The sequence below is a fragment of the Pseudomonas amygdali genome, from assembly GCF_002699855.1.
GTDB classification, from domain to species: Bacteria; Pseudomonadota; Gammaproteobacteria; order Pseudomonadales; family Pseudomonadaceae; genus Aquipseudomonas; species Aquipseudomonas amygdali.
The window spans coordinates 19,461-37,308 of sequence record NZ_LKBW01000299.1 but is presented as its reverse complement, the minus strand read 5'-3'; the positions used below and the strand labels follow the sequence as shown (position 1 = coordinate 37,308).

Annotated in this window: 14 protein-coding genes and 1 pseudogene; 8 read left to right on the top strand and 7 right to left on the bottom strand. The window is 56.8% G+C overall.

The genetic code is table 11. The features are described 5' to 3' along the window. Positions 1–79: 79 nt before the first annotated feature. The 6 genes from AO277_RS23530 to AO277_RS23505 all read left to right on the top strand — a co-directional run bounded on the left by AO277_RS23530 (position 80) and on the right by AO277_RS23505 (position 5,362). The gene (locus tag AO277_RS23530) at positions 80–790 is read left to right on the top strand and encodes a histidine phosphatase family protein (RefSeq protein WP_044318310.1); all 711 of its coding nucleotides are present in this window, start codon (positions 80–82) and stop codon (positions 788–790) included. 55 nt (positions 791–845) lie between these two features. Further along, a complete protein-coding gene (locus AO277_RS23525) occupies positions 846–1,163 on the top strand; it encodes an SCP2 sterol-binding domain-containing protein (RefSeq protein WP_002553652.1) in 318 nt (105 codons plus the stop codon). Between the two features lie 213 nt (positions 1,164–1,376). Then, on the top strand, positions 1,377–2,444 hold the full coding sequence (locus tag AO277_RS23520) for a phosphotransferase family protein (RefSeq protein WP_002553651.1): 1,068 nt from the start codon (positions 1,377–1,379) through the stop codon (positions 2,442–2,444). 27 nt (positions 2,445–2,471) lie between these two features. Beyond that, positions 2,472–3,239 carry an SDR family oxidoreductase gene (locus tag AO277_RS23515; protein ID WP_099259132.1) on the top strand — a complete coding sequence of 256 codons (768 nt, stop codon included), beginning with the start codon at positions 2,472–2,474 and terminating at the stop codon, positions 3,237–3,239. A 102-nt stretch (positions 3,240–3,341) separates the two neighbouring features. Further along, positions 3,342–4,490: a Gfo/Idh/MocA family protein gene (locus AO277_RS23510; RefSeq protein WP_044318309.1), complete on the top strand. Its 1,149-nt coding sequence runs from the start codon at positions 3,342–3,344 to the stop codon at positions 4,488–4,490. A gap of 92 nt (positions 4,491–4,582) precedes the next feature. After that, positions 4,583–5,362 (top strand): TSUP family transporter, encoded by a 780-nt coding sequence (locus AO277_RS23505; RefSeq protein ID WP_044318316.1) that lies wholly within the window; start codon positions 4,583–4,585, stop codon positions 5,360–5,362. On the opposite strand, the gene nudC is transcribed toward AO277_RS23505, so the two are convergent. After that, complete coding sequence (gene nudC, locus AO277_RS23500; RefSeq protein ID WP_005732807.1) at positions 5,330–6,166, bottom strand: NAD(+) diphosphatase; 837 nt, start codon at positions 6,164–6,166, stop codon at positions 5,330–5,332. The genes AO277_RS23505 and nudC overlap by 33 nt on opposite strands. Before the next feature lie 39 nt (positions 6,167–6,205). After that, a pseudogene (locus tag AO277_RS23495) lies at positions 6,206–7,017 on the bottom strand (crotonase/enoyl-CoA hydratase family protein). Positions 7,018–7,237: 220 nt separating this feature from the next. Between AO277_RS23495 and AO277_RS23490 the strand changes: the two are divergent. After that, positions 7,238–8,722 carry an ATPase domain-containing protein gene (locus tag AO277_RS23490; protein ID WP_044318308.1) on the top strand — a complete coding sequence of 495 codons (1,485 nt, stop codon included), beginning with the start codon at positions 7,238–7,240 and terminating at the stop codon, positions 8,720–8,722. Beyond that, positions 8,719–10,749, top strand: coding sequence for a hybrid sensor histidine kinase/response regulator (locus AO277_RS23485; protein ID WP_044318307.1), 2,031 nt, complete (start codon positions 8,719–8,721; stop codon positions 10,747–10,749). The genes AO277_RS23490 and AO277_RS23485 overlap by 4 nt, the downstream gene beginning before the upstream one ends. Positions 10,750–10,818: 69 nt before the next feature. Here AO277_RS23485 and AO277_RS23480 read toward each other — a convergent pair whose 3' ends face one another. The 5 genes from AO277_RS23480 to AO277_RS23460 all read right to left on the bottom strand — a co-directional run bounded on the left by AO277_RS23480 (position 10,819) and on the right by AO277_RS23460 (position 17,516). Beyond that, positions 10,819–11,196: a response regulator gene (locus AO277_RS23480; protein WP_002553644.1), complete on the bottom strand. Its 378-nt coding sequence runs from the start codon at positions 11,194–11,196 to the stop codon at positions 10,819–10,821. Between the two features lie 144 nt (positions 11,197–11,340). After that, positions 11,341–12,522, bottom strand: a complete 1,182-nt coding sequence (locus AO277_RS23475; RefSeq protein ID WP_099259130.1) for a hybrid sensor histidine kinase/response regulator — start codon at positions 12,520–12,522, stop codon at positions 11,341–11,343. Then, positions 12,516–13,130 carry a chemotaxis protein CheB gene (locus AO277_RS23470; RefSeq protein ID WP_044318306.1) on the bottom strand — a complete coding sequence of 205 codons (615 nt, stop codon included), beginning with the start codon at positions 13,128–13,130 and terminating at the stop codon, positions 12,516–12,518. Before AO277_RS23470 ends, AO277_RS23475 begins: the two co-directional genes overlap by 7 nt. Further along, positions 13,127–13,948, bottom strand: a complete 822-nt coding sequence (locus AO277_RS23465) for a CheR family methyltransferase (protein ID WP_005730077.1) — start codon at positions 13,946–13,948, stop codon at positions 13,127–13,129. The genes AO277_RS23470 and AO277_RS23465 overlap by 4 nt, the downstream gene beginning before the upstream one ends. A gap of 49 nt (positions 13,949–13,997) precedes the next feature. Then, on the bottom strand, positions 13,998–17,516 hold the full coding sequence (locus AO277_RS23460) for a response regulator (RefSeq protein WP_002553640.1): 3,519 nt from the start codon (positions 17,514–17,516) through the stop codon (positions 13,998–14,000). Between the last annotated feature and the right edge of the window lie 332 nt (positions 17,517–17,848).

The window sequence follows — 17,848 nt, the reverse complement described above, 5'->3', positions numbered from 1 at the left end:
GCGTATGTTTTTTCATTGACAGTCGCCCGGCATCCCTCATAACCTCGACCCACCTTCAACGTACCGAGACAACACGGACGTGGGCAGCATCTATCTGATACGACATGGCCAGGCCTCATTTGGTGCAGACAATTACGACGTCCTGTCGCCCATGGGCATTCGTCAGTCACAAGTGCTGGGTGCTCACCTCGCGCAGTCGGGCGTGACCTTTGACCGGTGTGTATCGGGTGAGCTCCTGCGCCAGAAAGACACGGCACAGCATGTGCTGGGCCAGTACACAGAAGCAGGTATTGAAACGCCTCCCGTACAGCTCGACAGCGCCTTCGATGAATTCGACGCTGAAGGCGTGATCAGGGCGTTGATACCGGCGATGCTTGTCGATGAACCGCAAGCACTGGATATTCTGCGCGACGTGGCTGGCAACCCCGCAGGGTTTCATCGGTTGTTCAACCTGATTACCAAACGCTGGCTGAGTGGCGAGCAGGACACGCCGGGGCTGCAAAGCTGGCAAGGTTTCTTAGACCGCGTCAAGGCAGGCCTGGACAGAATTCTTCAGGACGCAGGTCCGCATGAGCGTATTGCCGTGTTCACCTCCGGCGGCACCATTACTGCCCTGCTCCACCTCGTTACCGGAATGCCTGCAGCAAAGGCACTGGAGCTGCACTGGCATATCGTCAACACTTCTCTGCATCAGCTCAAATTCAAAGGCAACGACGTTACCCTGGCTTCCTTTAACGGTTACACACACTTGCAACTGCTGAAGACGCCGACGCTCATTACCTATCGCTGAGCCCGGCCAATCGCGTCCTTGCGGACGCAAGTACTCACCACAAAAGGATCAAGACATGACCTCAGTAGCAGACGCCGTACAAACCATGAAGAACAAGTTCAACCCGGCTGCTGCTGCCGGTCTGGACCTGGTCTTCGGTTTCCATATCACCGACGAAGACAAACACTACGCCCTGATCGTCAAGGACAGCACCTGCGAATTGCAGGAAGGCGAAAACCCGGACGCCAACGTGACCCTGGTCATGGACAGCGAAACCCTCAAGGGCATTGTCAGCGGCGAGACCGATGGCATGCAGGCATTCATGGGCGGCAAGCTGCGCGCCGAAGGCGACATGATGCTGGCCATGAAGCTCAGCGAACTGTTCCCGGTTTAAACACCTGACACTTTGCAAGCTGCACCAAAAAAACCGAAGCCCCGCCGGCTTCGGTTTTTTTGTCTGTGCCGTTCTGTACAAAGCAGCAATCAGAGCCGCTGATTGCCCGGCAACACGCTAGTCTATAACGCTGCCGCGAGCTTGCTCGTGGTTCAGACGATCATTAGATTAGTCAATAGTTTGAGCTGACCATAATAAACACAAGGTATACGTATGGCACTGACTGACCAGTCCACCGGGATTCGCAGCGGCGAAGAACTGGACGCCTCCCTGATAGATCCGTACCTGAAGGCGCATCTGGCGGATCTGCATGGCACCCCGGCGATCAGTCAGTTCCCCGGTGGCGCATCGAACCTGACTTATCTGATTCAGTACCCCGAGCGCGAGTTAGTGCTGCGGCGCCCGCCGTTCGGACACAAGGCGCGATCGGCACATGACATGGGTCGTGAATACCGCATTCTCAATCAGCTCAAGAATGCCTTCCCCTATTGCCCGCAAGCGTACCTGCACTGTACGGATGAGTCGGTGATCGGCTCGGAGTTTTACGTGATGCAGCGCGTCAAGGGGATCATCCTGCGCTCTGACCTGCCGCCCGAATTGGCGCTGGATGCACGACAGACTGAAGACCTGTGCAAGAGCTTCATCAACAAACTGGTGGACTTGCACCGCGTTGATTACCAGGCGTGCGGCCTGGGTGATCTGGGCAAACCCCAGGGTTACGTGCAGCGGCAGATTTCGGGCTGGTCGGAGCGTTATGAAAAAGCGCGAACCCCGGACGCTCCGGCATGGGAGCAGGTCCAGGCGTGGCTGGCAGACAAAATGCCCGCCGACTCGCCCACCTCCAGCATCGTGCATAACGACTACCGCTTCGACAATGTGATCCTCGATCCGGATAACCCGATGAACATCATCGGCGTGCTGGACTGGGAACTGACCACGCTCGGTGATCCGCTGATGGACCTGGGCAATACCCTCGCCTACTGGGTCCAGGCTGACGACCCGCTGCCGGTTCAGTTGACGCGTCGCCAGCCGAGCAATGCCCCCGGCATGCTGACGCGCCAGGCGTTCGTCGACTATTACGCCGAACGTTCGGGCATCCGTATCGACAATTTCGACTTCTACTACACCTACGGCCTGTTTCGTCTGGCCGGTATCGTGCAACAGATTTACTACCGTTTTTTCCATGGACAGACTCAGGACAAGCGCTTTGCCCGGTTCATTGACATGAACAGGCTGCTGGAGCAGATGAGCCTGAATGTAATCACCAAATCCAGCCTTTGACCGCCAACGCCAAGACAAGGAAACGACATGTCCAGAACCCAGCTTTTCGACCTTGATGGCAAGGTTGCTTTTGTTTCAGGTGCGAGCCGGGGAATCGGTGAAGCCACTGCCAGGCTGCTCGCTCAACAGGGCGCGCACGTTGTTGTGTCGAGCCGCAAGCTCGACGGGTGTCAGGCGGTTGCCGACGCCATCATCAGCGAGGGCGGCAAGGCCACAGCCATTGCCTGCCATATTGGCGAGATGGAGCAGATAACCAGCGTTTTCGCCCAGATTCGCGAGCAATTCGGGCGCCTGGATATACTGGTCAACAACGCAGCCACCAACCCGCAGTTCTGCAATGTGCTGGACACCGACCTCAGCGCGTTTCAAAAGACTATCGACGTTAACATTCGCGGCTATTTCTTCATGTCGGTGGAAGCCGGCAAGCTGATGCGCGAAGGCGGCGGTGGCAGCATTATCAATGTTGCATCCATCAATGCGGTGTCGCCGGGTGCCTATCAAGGTGTCTATTCAATGACCAAAGCGGCGGTGGTCAACATGACCAAGGTGTTCGCCAAGGAATGCGCCGAGTTCGGAATTCGCTGCAACGCTTTGCTGCCCGGCCTCACAGATACCCGATTTGCATCGGCGCTGGTCAAGAACGATGCGATTCTCAATATGGCCCTGGCGCAGATTCCGCTGAAACGCGTCGCAGCGCCCAGCGAAATGGCTGGGGCGGGCTTGTATCTGGCGAGCGCAGCATCCAGCTACACCACCGGCGTTGCGCTTAATGTCGACGGCGGATTTTTATCCTGATGTCTGGAACTTACTACCACGCTGAAAAATGAATTAATTTTCCATATTTTATATTTATGGAATATATTTTCCGCACAACAACAATCCTCTCTGGAGAATGTCATGCGGGAAAACCCTTCTACGTCTCAGGCGCAACTGGGCATCGGGCTGATCGGCACCGGTTTCATGGGCCGTGCCCACGCCCTGGCCTTCGGCAATGCGAATGCCGCCCTTGATCTGCCGGCACGCATTCGGCTGACCGCCCTGGCGGATGCGGACAGCGTCAGGGCCGAGCAGTGCGCTAGCGCCTGGGGCTTCGATCACAGCCACGCTGACTGGCAGCACCTGATCAGTGATCCGCAGGTGCAGATCGTGGCGATCACAACGCCCAATCATCTGCATTTCCCCATGGCCATGGCCGCCATCGCCGCAGGCAAGGCAGTGTATTGCGAAAAACCGCTGGCGGTGAGCCTCGCCCAGGCCGACGACATGCGCCGTAGCGCCAAGGCCGCCGAGGTTGTTACTCAGGTTGGCTACAACTACCAGCACAACCCTATGATCGGCCTTGCCAGGGAAATGATCGACGCGGGCGAACTGGGCGATATCGTCAGTTTTCAGGGTGAGTTCAGCGAGGACTTCATGGGCAACCCGTCGTCCCCTTGGTCGTGGCGTTGCGAAGCGGCGCATGCGGGCGGCGCGCTGGCCGATCTGGGCAGTCACTTGCTGGCGATGGCTCGCCATTTGCTGGGCGATGTCGAAGCGGTCTGCGCAGACTCCAGCACCGTACACCGCCAACGCCCTGCGAGGAACGGAAGCCAGGAAATGCGCAGCATCGCAGTGGATGACCAGACCCACGCACTGCTGCGTTTTGCCAATGGTGCGCGCGGAACGTTCAGTAGCAGTTGGCTGAAACACGGCTACAAAAACCACCTGAGTTTCGAAATCAGCGGCACCAAGGGCACATTGGCATTCGATCAGGAGCGCCTTAACGAACTGCGCATCTATCGCACTGGCGCAGCTGGGCGCGATGGTTTTCAGCGTCTTCTGGCAGGCCCTGCGCAACCCGGTTACGCGGCATTCTGCCCGGCACCAGGCCATCAGCTGGGTTACAACGAACTCAAGGCACTTGAGGTACAGGCACTCATTCTTGCGGTATGCGGCAAGGGCAGCCGTGGTCCGGACTTCGAAGAAGCCTGGCAGATCGAGCGTCTGGCGACTGCCATTCGCCTCGCCGCCGCCGAGCAACGCTGGGTCGCGCTCAGCGATATCTGACTTCCTGCAACGCTTGGCAAGGGGGTAGAATGCGCCACATTCAGGCAGCCATTCTGCCCCCTCCCGCCTCCCCTATAAGCACGCTTGCCACCATGCCTTTTGAACTCAGCGTCGACCTGACCACCCTCGCCATTCTTGCTGTCGTTGCGTTCATCGCGGGTTTTATAGACGCCATCGCCGGTGGTGGCGGACTGCTTACTACACCCGCCCGGATGACAGCCGGTCTGCCACCGCATCTGGTGCTGAGCACTAACAAGCTCAGTTCGACGTTCGGTTCGGCAACCGCCAGTTTTACGTTCTATCGCCGCAAACTGTTTCATCCCAGACAGTGGATACACGCAGTGGTCGGCACTGCGGTGGGTGCCGCAGCCGGCGCGGTCATTGCTCATTACCTGCCAGCCGAATGGCTGAACCAGATGTTGCCGGTCATTGTGTTCGGTTGCGGGCTGTACTTGCTGTTTGGCGGCACGCCCAAGGCACCACTGGATAGCAATGCTCCGATCAAAAAGAAATGGCAACTGCCACAAGGGCTGGGGCTGGGCTTCTATGACGGTGTTGCCGGGCCCGGTACCGGCGCCTTCTGGACGGTCAGCACGCTGCTGCTCTACCCGGTGGATCTGGTCAAGGCCAGCGGCGTGGCGCGCAGCATGAATTTCGTCAGCAATGCCGTGGCGCTTTCGGTATTCATATTTTCCGGCCAGGTGGACTATATCATCGGCCTGAGCATGGGCCTTGCGGTAATGCTGGGTGCCTACTTCGGCGCAGGCACTGCAATCAAGGGCGGTGCCAAATTCATCCGCCCAGTGTTCATCACCGTGGTATTGGGCCTGACCGTGCGCCTAGCCTGGCAGCACTGGTTCGGGGGCGCCTGAGCGCTCGGCCAGATACGCCTCGATAAGATAGCGGGCGATAGAACGGTTGGCCGGTAACGGCGGCAAGTCATCAACATGAAACCAGCGTGCGTCCTCGATTTCTTCCGCCTGGGGCACTATGTCACCGCTATCATATTCGGCATGGAAGCCAAGCATCATCGAGTGCGGAAACGGCCAGCACTGGCTGCCCATGTATTTCAGGTTCTTGATGCGCACCTGCACTTCTTCCATCACTTCGCGGTGCACGCAGTCTTCGGCAGACTCGCCCGGCTCTACAAACCCTGCCAGCGCGCTGTACATGCCGGTGACAAACCGTGGTGAGCGGGCCAGCAGTATTTCATCGCCCCGCGTGACCAGCACGATCATGCTCGGGGAAATACGCGGGTACAGACGCAGGTTGTCGTGCTCGCAGAACATCGCCCGCTCTCCACGGATCTGCACCGTCGCACGACCGCAGGCTCCGCAAAAGCGATGTTCTCTGGCCCACGTACTGACTTGCGCGGCGTAGCCGAGCATCTGGAAGACCGCAAAATCGCCTTCCAGCATGAACTGACGCAAGCCTTGCCACGAACAGCCCTCCACCGCAACCGAGCGCTCAAGCACCAGCAGGTAGACAGGCTCACCCTCAAAATAGCCGATGCCGTGCTCGCTCTGCACTGGCAAATCCAGCCCCGCCAGCCAGCCTCTGGGGAACATTGCCCCATTGGTATCCAGCAAAAACCCCTGATCACTCTGGACCACAGCCAAACCACCACCGGCCTCGACATCCAGAACTGCAGTTGTCCAACGCTCCGGGTGCGCCATGGAAAAACTCCTTTGCTCAGATTCGAGCTCTATCATGAATCAATTATCGAAGACCGGCTTGTGCTTGTTCATCTGCGCAACCATCGCCAGCTTCAGGTCAGGTGATTGCAGCATGGCTGCGTTCCAGATGGCAACGTGTTCCAGGCCGTCCTCCACTCGGTGATCGCGCATGTAGCTGATCATTTGCTTGGTGCCTTCGATGGCAATGGGTGATTTGCCGGCTATCTCCCGGGCCACCGCGAAGACGCCCTGCAACAGACCTTCCAGGTCATCGAAGGTGCGATTGACCAGCCCGATCCTCTGCGCCTCTTCAGCTCCCACGGTACGCCCGGTATAAGCCAGCTCACGCAGCACGCCATCGCCGATGATTCGCGGCAGACGTTGCAGAGTCCCTACATCCGCTGCCATGCCCATGTCGATCTCGCGAATGGCAAACTGGGCGTCGGCGGCGGCGTAACGCATGTCACAGGCCGAAATCAGGTCTATGGCACCACCCAGGCAATAGCCCTGAAAGCAGCCAGAACCGGCTTTCGGCAATTTGCCACTGCAGTGAACGAAGCCTGCATGTCACGGATCTTGCGCCTCAACAGCCGGGCATTACGGCCTGGATCCTTGCCCATCTGGTTGGCAACAGAAGCCAGCAATGCCAGATCGATACCCGACGAAAAATGTTTACCCGCTCCGCTGAGTATTACTGCCCGCACTTCGTCATTGCGCTCAATCCAGTCGAATATGCCGATTATTTCAGTCCAGAACGCCTCGTTCATTGCGTTGAGCTTTTCAGGCCGGTTGATCTGTACGTGAGCAATGCTGTCAGCCAGCTCGACCCGGAAACTTTGATAATCGGTCACGACGTGATCCTCAGGGCATGTTGAGTATTCAGGCGCTGGACTATAACAGCAGCGACGCAATCATCGTAACCGGGCTTAAGTAACATTTGCCGGACCGACCGCCAGCCGCGTTTATATATTCGCTGTACCCGCTACCGTTAAATAGTGTGAACGGTCAGAATGCCGGGAGGTCCAGTAATCAGTGATAGCAAAACCTATATGGGTTATTAGAGGGCGATACTTGAATACGTCAAAAGCGGCAACCGGGATTGAAGGTCTGGATGACATCCTTGCGGGTGGTCTTTCACGCAGTCATGTTTTTCTCCTTGAAGGAGAACCCGGAACCGGCAAGACAACCGTGGCACTGCAGTTCCTGAAGGCAGGCGCAGCAGCGGGTGAAATATCGCTGTACATCACCCTTTCCGAGACTGAAAGCGAGCTACGCTCGGGTGCTGCCTCACACGGCTGGGAGCTTGACGAGCAGATCAATATTTTCGAGCTGACGCCGCCTGAAAGCTTGCTTGATGCGGATCATCATCAAAGCCTGCTGTACTCCTCGGATCTGGAGCTGGGCGAAGCGACGCGGCAGATATTCGAGGTGGTGGAGCGGGTCAAACCCTCTCGCGTGGTGATCGACAGCCTCTCGGAAATTCGTCTTCTGGCGCAAAGTTCATTGCGCTACAGACGCCAGATTCTGGCCATCAAACATTACTTCACGCGTTATAACGCGACGGTATTGCTGCTCGATGACCTGACCACCGAAGCGCTGGATAAAACCGTACACAGTGTGGCCCACGGGGTTATCCGTCTTGAAGCGCTGACACCCACCTACGGTGCCGAGCGTAGACGGTTGAAGATCGTCAAATACCGCGGCCAGAAATACCGCGGCGGTTTCCACGACTTCACCATCGCCGAGAACGGCATCCATGTATTCCCACGCCTGGTAGCGGCCGAACACCGCTCCAATTACGCCCGTACTCAGGTCAGCAGCGGCATCACAGAACTGGACGACCTGCTGGGCGGCGGCATAGAAAGCGGCTCCAGCACGCTGATTCTGGGCCCTGCCGGGACCGGTAAATCGCTCATTTCACTGGTTTTCGCGGCACAGGCAGTGGCACGTGGCGAGCGCGTGGGGCTGTTCGTATTCGATGAAGAAATGGGCCTGCTGTTCGAACGCATGCTCAAGCTCGGGATTGACCTGCGGGCGCTTCAGGAAACCGGCAATCTGGTGGTCGAGCAGATCGACGCGGCTGAGCTTTCTCCTGGCGAATTTGCGCACCGCGTAAGGCGCGCAGTGGACCGCAAGCAGATAAAGACCGTGATCATCGACAGCATCAACGGTTATCAGGCGGCAATGCCGGAAGAGAGCGCACTGGTTTTGCACATGCACGAGCTTCTGCTCTACCTCAATCGCCAGGGCGCATCGACCTTCATGACCGTTGCACAACACGGGCTGGTCGGTGACATGCGCTCACCGGTCGACATTACCTACCTTGCCGACAGCGTTATTCTGTTGCGTTATTTCGAAGCTTTGGGTCAGGTGCGTCGCGCGATATCCATCATCAAGAAGCGCACGGGCACTCACGAGTCCACTATTCGTGAATACCGCATCAGTGCCAACGGTCTGAAGATCGGTAAGCCGCTTGAAGCCTTCCAAGGCGTACTGCGCGGGGTGCCGTCATACTTTGGCGACAAGAAACCGCTGCTTGAGGATGACGACCTGTGAGTATTCCAGGACTGTTGTCGGAGCGCGCAATCATTCTGGCGCCCAGAGGTCGAGACAGTCAGATCGCTATGCGGATCCTCGATGAAGCCGGCTACCTGGCAACGGTGGCCCATGACTTGTTCGAACTGGTCAAAGAGTTGAGCTCGGGCGCTGGCCTGGCAATCATCGCCGATGAGGCGTTGCGCAATAGTGACATTAAACCGCTGCTGGACCTCATCAGTCGCCAGCCAGCGTGGTCGGATCTGCCGATCGTCCTGATGACTCATCATGGCGGTCCGGATCACAATCCGTCTGCACGGATGGGTAATCTACTGGGCAATGTGACCTTTCTCGAACGCCCCTTCCATCCTGCGACTCTGGTCAGCCTGGTCGTCACGGCCGTGCGCGGGCGCAGACGCCAGTATGAAGCACGAGCGCGCATGGAGGACCTGCACGAAAGTGAAGGCCGTCTGCAGAATGCGCTCAAGGCCGGCAGGCTGGGCTCCTGGTTGCTGGAAGCGGAATACCTCAAACTGACTTGTTCGGATATTACTAAAAGTCACTATGGCCGCAACGAACAGGACACGTTCAATTACGACGACTGGCTCGCCGCTGTGTATTTCGAAGATCAGCCCAGAATGCAGTCGGCGCTTCAGCGCAGCCTGGACACCGGTGTTGATCTGATCATCGAATACCGCAACGTCTGGCCGGATGGCTCACTCAGTTGGGTGGATGTGCGCGCCCGCGCCATTTGCGGCAAGAACGGTCTGGTCAGTTCTCTGGCAGGCGTGACCTCTGACATCACCGAACGCAAGCAAGCCGAGTCGCAATTGCGACGCCTCAATGAAACACTCGAGCAACAGGTTGAAGAACGCACCTCGCAGTTACGCCATAAGGAAGACATTCTTCGTCAGTCACAGAAAATGGAAGCAGTCGGCCAATTGACCGGCGGTATTGCGCATGACTTCAACAACATGCTGACCGGGATCATCGGCAGCCTGGAATTGATAAGAAGACGCCTGGCGCGCGGCAACATAGAGGACCTCAACAGCCTGATCGACCTGGGTGTGACCTCGGCGAATCGCGCCGCAGCACTTACCCATCGCTTGCTGGCATTCTCGCGGCGCCAGTCACTGGACTCAAAGCCGGTGGAGATGAACCATCTGGTCAATGCCATGGACGAACTGTTGCAGCGCAGTGTCAACGAGAGCATTCATTTGCAATTGCGCATGGCCAGCGATCTGTGGACTGCAGAAGCGGACCCTAACCAGCTGGAGAGCGCCCTGCTCAACCTGGTGCTCAACGCACGCGATGCAATGCCCGACGGCGGCACGCTGGTGGTCGAAACCTTCAATCAGCAGCTGGACAGATCGTTTACCAATGCCCATGAGAACCTGCTGCCCGGTGATTACGTGGTGCTGAGCGTCAGTGACAATGGCTGCGGCATGCCGGAAACAGTGATCAGCCGTGCGTTTGACCCGTTCTTTACCACAAAGCCTATCGGTCAGGGCACCGGTTTGGGTCTTTCAATGATCTATGGTTTCAGCAAACAGTCGCATGGTCATGTTTCAATCAAGAGTGAAGTAGGCCGAGGCACTACCGTACAGCTGTTACTGCCGCGCTTTAAGGGGCTTGCAGATGAAGCCGAGCAGAGTTTCCAGAGCAATGCCGTTTACGCCGAAAATGGCGAAACCGTGCTGATCGTCGAAGACGACCCGGCTGTTCGGACGCTGGTCAGTGAGGTACTCAGCGAATTGGGTTACACCTTCATCGAGGCCGGCGAAGCACTGGACGCCGTGCCGATACTGGAATCAGGCCAGCGTATTGATTTGCTGATCAGCGATGTAGGGCTGCCGGGCATGAATGGCCGGCAGCTTGCAGAAATCGCCAGGCAGCTGCGACCGGAACTCAAAGTGTTGTTTATCACCGGTTACGCAGAGCATGCCGCCGTCCGCGGAGGCTTTCTGGAGAACGGTATGCAACTGATTACCAAACCCTTTGCGTTCGACCACCTGACCTCGAAAGTGCGGGAAATGATAGAAGCCTGAGAAACGCTCAGGCTTTGCATGACTCCGGCCTGTAAGACGGCCTGCTCACTCGACGGTTAAAGCGCGTCTTCAGGCCAGCAGTTCCTGAATACGCGAATGCAGCGTTTCCATGGTGAACGGTTTGGCGAGAATGGGTGCCTTCAGCGCAATCGGGCTGCCTGAATCGAGTATTTCCGCCGGATAGCCGCTGATGAAGATCACTTTCAACTCCGGTCGAAGCATCACCGCAGGCTCGGCAATCTGTACACCCGAGACACCACCCGGCAATCGATAATCGGTGATCATCAGGTCAAGGTGGGGTTTGGTCGCCAGAATCTCGAAAGCCTGCTCACCATTCTCGGCTTTCAGGACTCGATAACCCTCACCAGACAGATAATCGGCCAGAAGCATCAGGATCAGGGGTTCGTCTTCGACGATTAATACGACGTTTTCTGCATCAGCGCTCATTGAACTGCCTTTGATCTTATAAATAGCTGCCATTACGACCACGGCATGCATGGGAGGTTGCGCCGATGTGTGATTAAACTTGATTGCCAGTGGCTATCATCTACATCGCCAACGGCTGTCACCTGTATCGACAGCAGCTGTCATCTATAAAGGCAGGCAGATACGAAAGACGGAACCCTTGCCTTCTTCGCTCTCCCCCTCGATACGACCGCCGTGAGCCATGACGATCTGATCGGAAATGAACAACCCCAGGCCAAGCCCGGCAACAGCGTGATTGCTCGATACTCGCTCGAATTGCTGAAAGATGCGCTTCTGGTTTTCAGCAGTAATACCGATGCCTTGATCCCGAACCTCAATGAAGGCTTCGCCCTCCCTGCTGTACACATGCACTTCAATCGGTTTGCGCGCACCGTAGCGCAGCGCATTGGTCAACAGGTTGGCAACCACTTGCTCGATACGGAACTCATCCCAGACGCCGATCACGGGCTCTTCGGCAAACCGGGTGACCGTCGAATCGGCGGCGGCAATCTGTGCGGCAAAGCTTTCCAGCAACTGACAGACCAGTTCGCTCAAGTCAAACGGGCTCGGCCTGATAGACAGCTTGCCGGTACGAATTCTGGAGACATCAAGCATGTCTTCTATCAGGCGGATAAGGCTCTGAATCTGCCGCTCGTCACGGTCGACCATTGCCCGCAGCTTTTCCATGGTGAACGCTGAAGCGTTGTCTTTGGCCAGGTGAAGTTTGCGCAGCTGGGTCTCCAGAATCAGACCGTTGAGCGGCGTACGCACCTCGTGGGAAACGATGGACATGAAGTCATCACGCATACGGATCGCGTGTTCCAGTTCGCCCTGGGTCGACTGCAGACGCTTGAGCAAGGCTTCCTGCTCCTGGCGACTGCGCTCCAGCTCTTCGACCTGTAGTTTCATGGCCTTGCGCTGCCGATACAGATCAACGAAAACATTGACCTTGCTCTTTACCGCATGGATATCCAGCGGCTTGTGCAGGAAGTCCACGGCACCACTTTCATAGCCCTTGAAGGCATAATTGAGCTCGCGACCGGCAGCGCTGACGAAAACGATCGGTATGCTCTTGGTCTTCTCGGTGCTGCGCATCATCTCGGCCAGCTCGAACCCGTTCATTCCAGGCATCTGGACGTCGAGGATGGCCAGCGCGAACTCGTGCTGCAACAGCAGTGACAACGCTTCGTCCGCCGAGAGTGCCTTGTAGACGAGTCGATCACCGCGCTTGATCAGCGCCTCGAGGGCCAGCAGGTTTTCCGGCAAATCATCGACGATGAGCAGTTTTGCCTGAATTTCACTTAACATGCGGTTCGTTCCAACTCGACCAGCAAGCGGCCAATATCGTTCAGGGAAAGAAGGTAATCCGGCGAGTGCAACGCCAGGCCCGCCTCGGGCATGGTCGACGCCTGGGCCTGCGAGGGGTCTTGAATCACCGTGAAACCACCATACTTCTTGATCTGCAGCAAACCTTGTGCGCCGTCATTATTGGCACCAGTCAGCAATACGCCAGCCAGTCGCGGGCCGTAGGCATCCGCGGCCGAACCGAACAAAATGTCGATACTGGGCCTTGAGTAAAACACCCTGTCTTCCTGACTCAATGACAGTGAAAAGTCAGACTCCACCGAGACGTGGTAACCCGCTGGCGCAACGTACAAAGTCCCCGGCACGATATCTTCCTTGTCATCGGCTTCCTTGACCGGGATCGCCAAGCGATTCTGGAATACATGGGCCAACTGGCTGCGCCGGTCATCCGGCAAATGCAACACCATCAATATAGGCAGACTTAAACCCGGCCGCAGGTTTCTGAATATTTTCAGCAGGGCCTCTACACCACCCGCTGACGCGCCTACGACAATAGCATCGACCACGGGCAACGGGCCGCAGGACAGGTCATCGTCAAAGGTGGTTCTCATAATTTCCGGTAGATCCGCTCGGGTTTCACCAGCGTCTCGAACGCCCCGCCGTAGGCAGAGAAATCCAGGGTTTCCTTACTGCCCAGCGCCAGAAAGCCGCGATGACACAGCGAGTCATGAAACAACCCGAAAGCTCGATCCTGAAGTTTTTTGTTGAAGTAAATCAGTACGTTACGACAGGAAATAAATTGCGTTTCGGAGAATACACTATCTGTGGCCAGACTGTGATCGGCAAAAGTGACGTTCTCGCACAGTGTCTTGTCGAAGATCGCGTAATCGTAGGCAGACGTGTAGTAATCGGCGAAATTGCGCTGCCCTCCCGAGTTACGGTAGTTCTCCGTATAGGTGCGCAGGTTATCCATGGAAAAGATGCCCTGCTTGGCCTTCTCCAAAGAGCTGGGATTGATATCGGTCGCATAAATGATGGTCCGCTCCAGCAGCCCCTCTTCGCGCAATAGAATAGCCGTTGAATAAACCTCCTCACCCGTACTGCAACCGGCAATCCACACCTTGATCGACGGATAAGTGCGTAGCACCGGCACGACCTCGTTGCGGATCGCCAAAAAGTGCGAGGGGTCACGGAACATCTCACTCACCGGGATGGTGAGAATCTGCAGCAGCTGCATGAATGCTGCCGGGTCATGAAGCACACGCTCCTGCAGGGCCGAGATGGTCGCGCAATCGAACTGACGCAACGCATGGATCACGCGGCGCTTGATCGACGCACCGGAATAGTCGCGGAAATCGTAGCTGTACTGGAGGTAGATAGCCTCTATCAGCAGGCGCAGCTCGATCTCTATGCTTCGATCAAGGTGCATGATGCCATCCGTTTTTGCGCCCCGGAAAGCACGGCCAGTGACCCCTCATTCAAATGCGCTCCATCTTCGGCAGCCAGACGCGAATCAGTGAAAACAGTCGATCCAGGTCAATGGGCTTGGCCAGGTAATCGTTGGAACCTGCCTGCAGACAACGCTCCTGATCATCTTTCATGGCCTTGGCAGTAACGGCGATGATCGGCAGCTTGCGCCAGCGCGGGTCTTTGCGGATCTCGATGGTGGCTTCGTAACCGTCCATTTCAGGCATCATCACGTCCATCAGGACCAGATCGATGTCTTCGACCTCATTGAGCTTTGCAATCGCTTCAAGACCATTGCGGGCAATTTCCACCACTGCCCCCTTGTGCTCTAGGGCGCTGGTCAGGGCGAAGATGTTACGCACGTCGTCATCGACCACAAGGATTTTGCGCGCTTCAAAGACCTTGTCACGGCTGCGCGCGGTCTTGAGCATCTTTTGTCGCTCGTTGGACAGTTGCGACTCGACCTTGTGCAGGAACAGCGTGACCTCGTCCAGCAGGCGTTCAGGCGAGCGTGCGCCCTTGATGATGATAGAGCGCGAATATTTCATCAGCTCGGCTTCTTCATCACGGGTCATGTTGCGCCCGGTATAGACAATCACCGGCGGAAAGGCGCAGATGTCTTCAGTGGACATGCGCTTGAGCAGCTCATTGCCGAGCATGTCCGGCAGTTTCAAGTCGATGATCATGCAGTCGTAGACATTCTCGCGCAGCAGGTCCAATGCCTCCTGGGCAAAACCCACCGCAGTGATTTCAATATCATCGTCGCCGATAAGGCGAGCAATGCTGTCACGTTGCAGCGCATCGTCTTCGACCAGCAGGATGCGTTTGACCTTCTGGGTCAGTTTGGCCTCCAGCTTGGCAAATACATCCTTGAGCTCTTCGCGGGTGGTCGGCTTGACGGCGTAGCCAATGGCGCCCATGTGCAGCGCAGCTTCCTGGCGATCCTCGACCGAAATTACATGCACCGGAATGTGTCGGGTAGGTGCCAGCTCCTTGAGACGCTGAAGCACGGTCAGGCCCGAGTGATCCGGCAGGCGCATGTCCAGCAGGATCGCGTCCGGCGTGTAGCGTGACGCCAGGTTGAACCCTTCATCCGCAGCATGCGCGACCAGACAGTCATAGCCCAGCTCATGGGCCAGATCGAAGAGGATCTGAGCGAAGCGCACTTCATCTTCGATGACCAGAATGCAGCGCCGCTGAAACGGTGCCTTGTCACGATCATCGGCAAACACGGCTACAGGTGTTTCCACCGGCACCGGGGCCGGGGCCGACTGCTGGATGACCGGCGCGGCAGGAACCGGCAATGAAGGCGCGGGAGGCGCAAGCATGACCGCAGACTCATTGCCTGGCTCTTGAGGGCCTTGCTCGACATAGCTTTCCGGCAACACCAGGCTGAAAATACTGCCCTGCCCTGGCGCGCTGGTCACACTGATGGATCCGCCCAGCAATGCCGCCAGATCGCGGGAGATCGACAACCCCAGCCCGGTACCGCCATAACGCCGGTTGGTGGTGCCATCTGCCTGACGGAATGCCTCGAATATACCCTGCTGATGCTCCTCGGCGATGCCGATGCCCGAGTCGCGCACGATAAACACGATGCCTGCACCCGGCTGGCGCGAAACGACCATGCTGACGGCGCCCGCTTCGGTGAATTTGATCGCGTTGGACAGCAGGTTCTTGAGAATCTGTTCAAGACGCTGGCGGTCCGTGAACAGCATGGTCGGCGCGCCTGCCTGTATGTCGACCGTGAACGCCAGCTTTTTCTCGGCGGCAAGCGGCTGGAACATGCTGCGCAGGCCTTCGACAAGGCGAGATACGCTGCTGTTTTCCGGGCGCATTTCGAGCTTGCCGGCTTCAACCTTGGAAATATCCAGAATGTCGTTGATCAGGTTCAACAGGTCATTACCCGCCGAATAGATCGACTCGGCAAACTTGACCTGTTCGGCGGTCAGATTTTCGCCCGGATTTTCGGCCAGCAGCTTGGCCAGGATCAACGAACTGTTGAGCGGCGTGCGCAGCTCATGGGACATGTTGGCAAGGAACTCGGACTTGTACTTGCTGGCGCGCTGCAGCTCGTCCGCACGCGCCTGCAACTCGGCCTGAGCGATGCTCAGTTCCTCGTTGTTGCGGTCCAGCGCATCACGCTGATCGGCCAGTGCCTGACTCTGATCGGCCAGCTGCTCGTTGGTCTGTTCCAGCTCGGCCTGCTGAGTTTCCAGGTGTGCCTGAGACTCCTTGAGAATACGCGACTGCTCTTCCAGCTCTTCGTTGGCCGTGCGTAATTCTTCCTGCTGCACCTGCAATTCTTCGTTGAGTTGCTGGGTCTCGGCCAGCACCTCTTGCAGACGCTGGCGATAACGGGCCGCTTCAATCGAAGTGCCAATGTTGTCCGCGATCAGCTCAAGAAACTCTAGATCCTGCTCGGTAAGCGGGCGCAGAAAGCCCAACTCGATCACCCCGTTGACCTGATCGTCATTGCTGGTAGGCACTGCCACTATGCTGCGCGGCGAGCCTTCACCCAGACCGGAAGCCACTTTGAAGTAGTTTTCGGGCAGTTCATCCAGCGTGATGATCCGGTCCTGTTGTGCGGCCTGCCCCACAATGCCTTCATCGCTGTGAATGGTCTGATCCTGCTGCTCCTGTTCGCGAGAGAAACCGTAGGAAGCAGCACGCGTCAAGCCGCCGTGATCCTGGCGAATATAGACCGCCGCCACCGACGCGCCCAGATAATGAGTCAGAAACTGAAGGATGTTTCGACCCAGCATATTGAGTGTCAACTGACCCAGTACCTGTTCGGCCAGTTCGCTCTGACCGTTGCGCAACCAGGCGACTTTTTGCAGACGCTCGGCATTGATTTCCTGCTGCCTGAGGTTTTCGCTGTAGGTGGCCGAAAGCGACAGCAAATCACGTCGTCCGATATACGCCAGGATAGCGCTGACAATCACCACGAATATCAGATACAGGCAGACGGAAAGAATGGTACTGCGCGTGACCTCTGCGTTACGGGTCAACCGAAGTTGCTGTTCCATTTCGACAGCCTGATCGTACTCGGTGCGGATCTGATCAGTAATTCGCTTGCCACGTCCGGCCAGCACAGCAGTTTGATAGTCGCCGTTGTTGCGCCGCAGATTGATCATCTCCTGAGCAAACGCATTCCACTCCTGCTGCATCGTGGACAGACGCCTGAACCGGTCCTGTTGCGTCGGGTTGTCTTCGACCAGACTCTTGAGTCCGTCCAGCTCGGCAACCAGCAACGGTTTGGCGATTTCATAGGGGTCGAGAAAGTGTTGATCGCCGGTCAGCAGAAAACCGCGCATGCCGGTTTCCATGTCTATCGACAGTTTCATCGAACGGTTGGTGTTATTGATCACCCGGTCAGTATGCTCGACCCACTGTATGGCCGTGAGCAGATAACTGATCAGCAAAATGAAGAAAACGGCGCTCAGTACCCCCACACCCAATGGCAAGCCGACGTTACGCCCCAGCAGTTTTCGAAAGCGTTGCTCATCGACAACAGACGTCCGATTCATGAAATATCCCTGACGAGTGGATCAAAACCGTAGAGTTTGCCGTAAACCCACGAAAAACACTCTTATTTCTGACATAGAGGATTGAAATTTCACACATAAATCGGTGATAAGCTCACGCACATATCGCGTTCATTACGTAAAGCCATCAATCACCCTCACAATTCACCGTATTTGTGCGCCGATTGAACTTCCACCCGGTTTTTATTTACTGATACAGGGACAGTATCAACAGTGGACAGGACGGCGCTCGGTTACTCTGAGCTGCCGGAATAAGGAAGCATCGCATTCCATGCTGTCTGCGCTATCACCATTTTTCAGGTTTAAGGAGTCAA

Bases quoted from the DNA above. Each gene is read 5' to 3' on its own strand.
- AO277_RS23515 (WP_099259132.1), top strand. From the start codon at position 2,472: ATGTCCAGAACCCAGCTTTTCGACCTTGATGGCAAGGTTGCTTTTGTT.
- AO277_RS23460 (WP_002553640.1), bottom strand. From the start codon at position 17,516: ATGAATCGGACGTCTGTTGTCGATGAGCAACGCTTTCGAAAACTGCTG.
- AO277_RS23470 (WP_044318306.1), bottom strand. From the start codon at position 13,130: ATGAGAACCACCTTTGACGATGACCTGTCCTGCGGCCCGTTGCCCGTG.
- AO277_RS23525 (WP_002553652.1), top strand. From the start codon at position 846: ATGACCTCAGTAGCAGACGCCGTACAAACCATGAAGAACAAGTTCAAC.
- AO277_RS23510 (WP_044318309.1), top strand. From the start codon at position 3,342: ATGCGGGAAAACCCTTCTACGTCTCAGGCGCAACTGGGCATCGGGCTG.
- AO277_RS23480 (WP_002553644.1), bottom strand. From the start codon at position 11,196: ATGAGCGCTGATGCAGAAAACGTCGTATTAATCGTCGAAGACGAACCC.
- AO277_RS23505 (WP_044318316.1), top strand. From the start codon at position 4,583: ATGCCTTTTGAACTCAGCGTCGACCTGACCACCCTCGCCATTCTTGCT.
- nudC (WP_005732807.1), bottom strand. From the start codon at position 6,166: ATGGCGCACCCGGAGCGTTGGACAACTGCAGTTCTGGATGTCGAGGCC.
- AO277_RS23465 (WP_005730077.1), bottom strand. From the start codon at position 13,948: ATGCACCTTGATCGAAGCATAGAGATCGAGCTGCGCCTGCTGATAGAG.
- AO277_RS23475 (WP_099259130.1), bottom strand. From the start codon at position 12,522: ATGTTAAGTGAAATTCAGGCAAAACTGCTCATCGTCGATGATTTGCCG.
- AO277_RS23520 (WP_002553651.1), top strand. From the start codon at position 1,377: ATGGCACTGACTGACCAGTCCACCGGGATTCGCAGCGGCGAAGAACTG.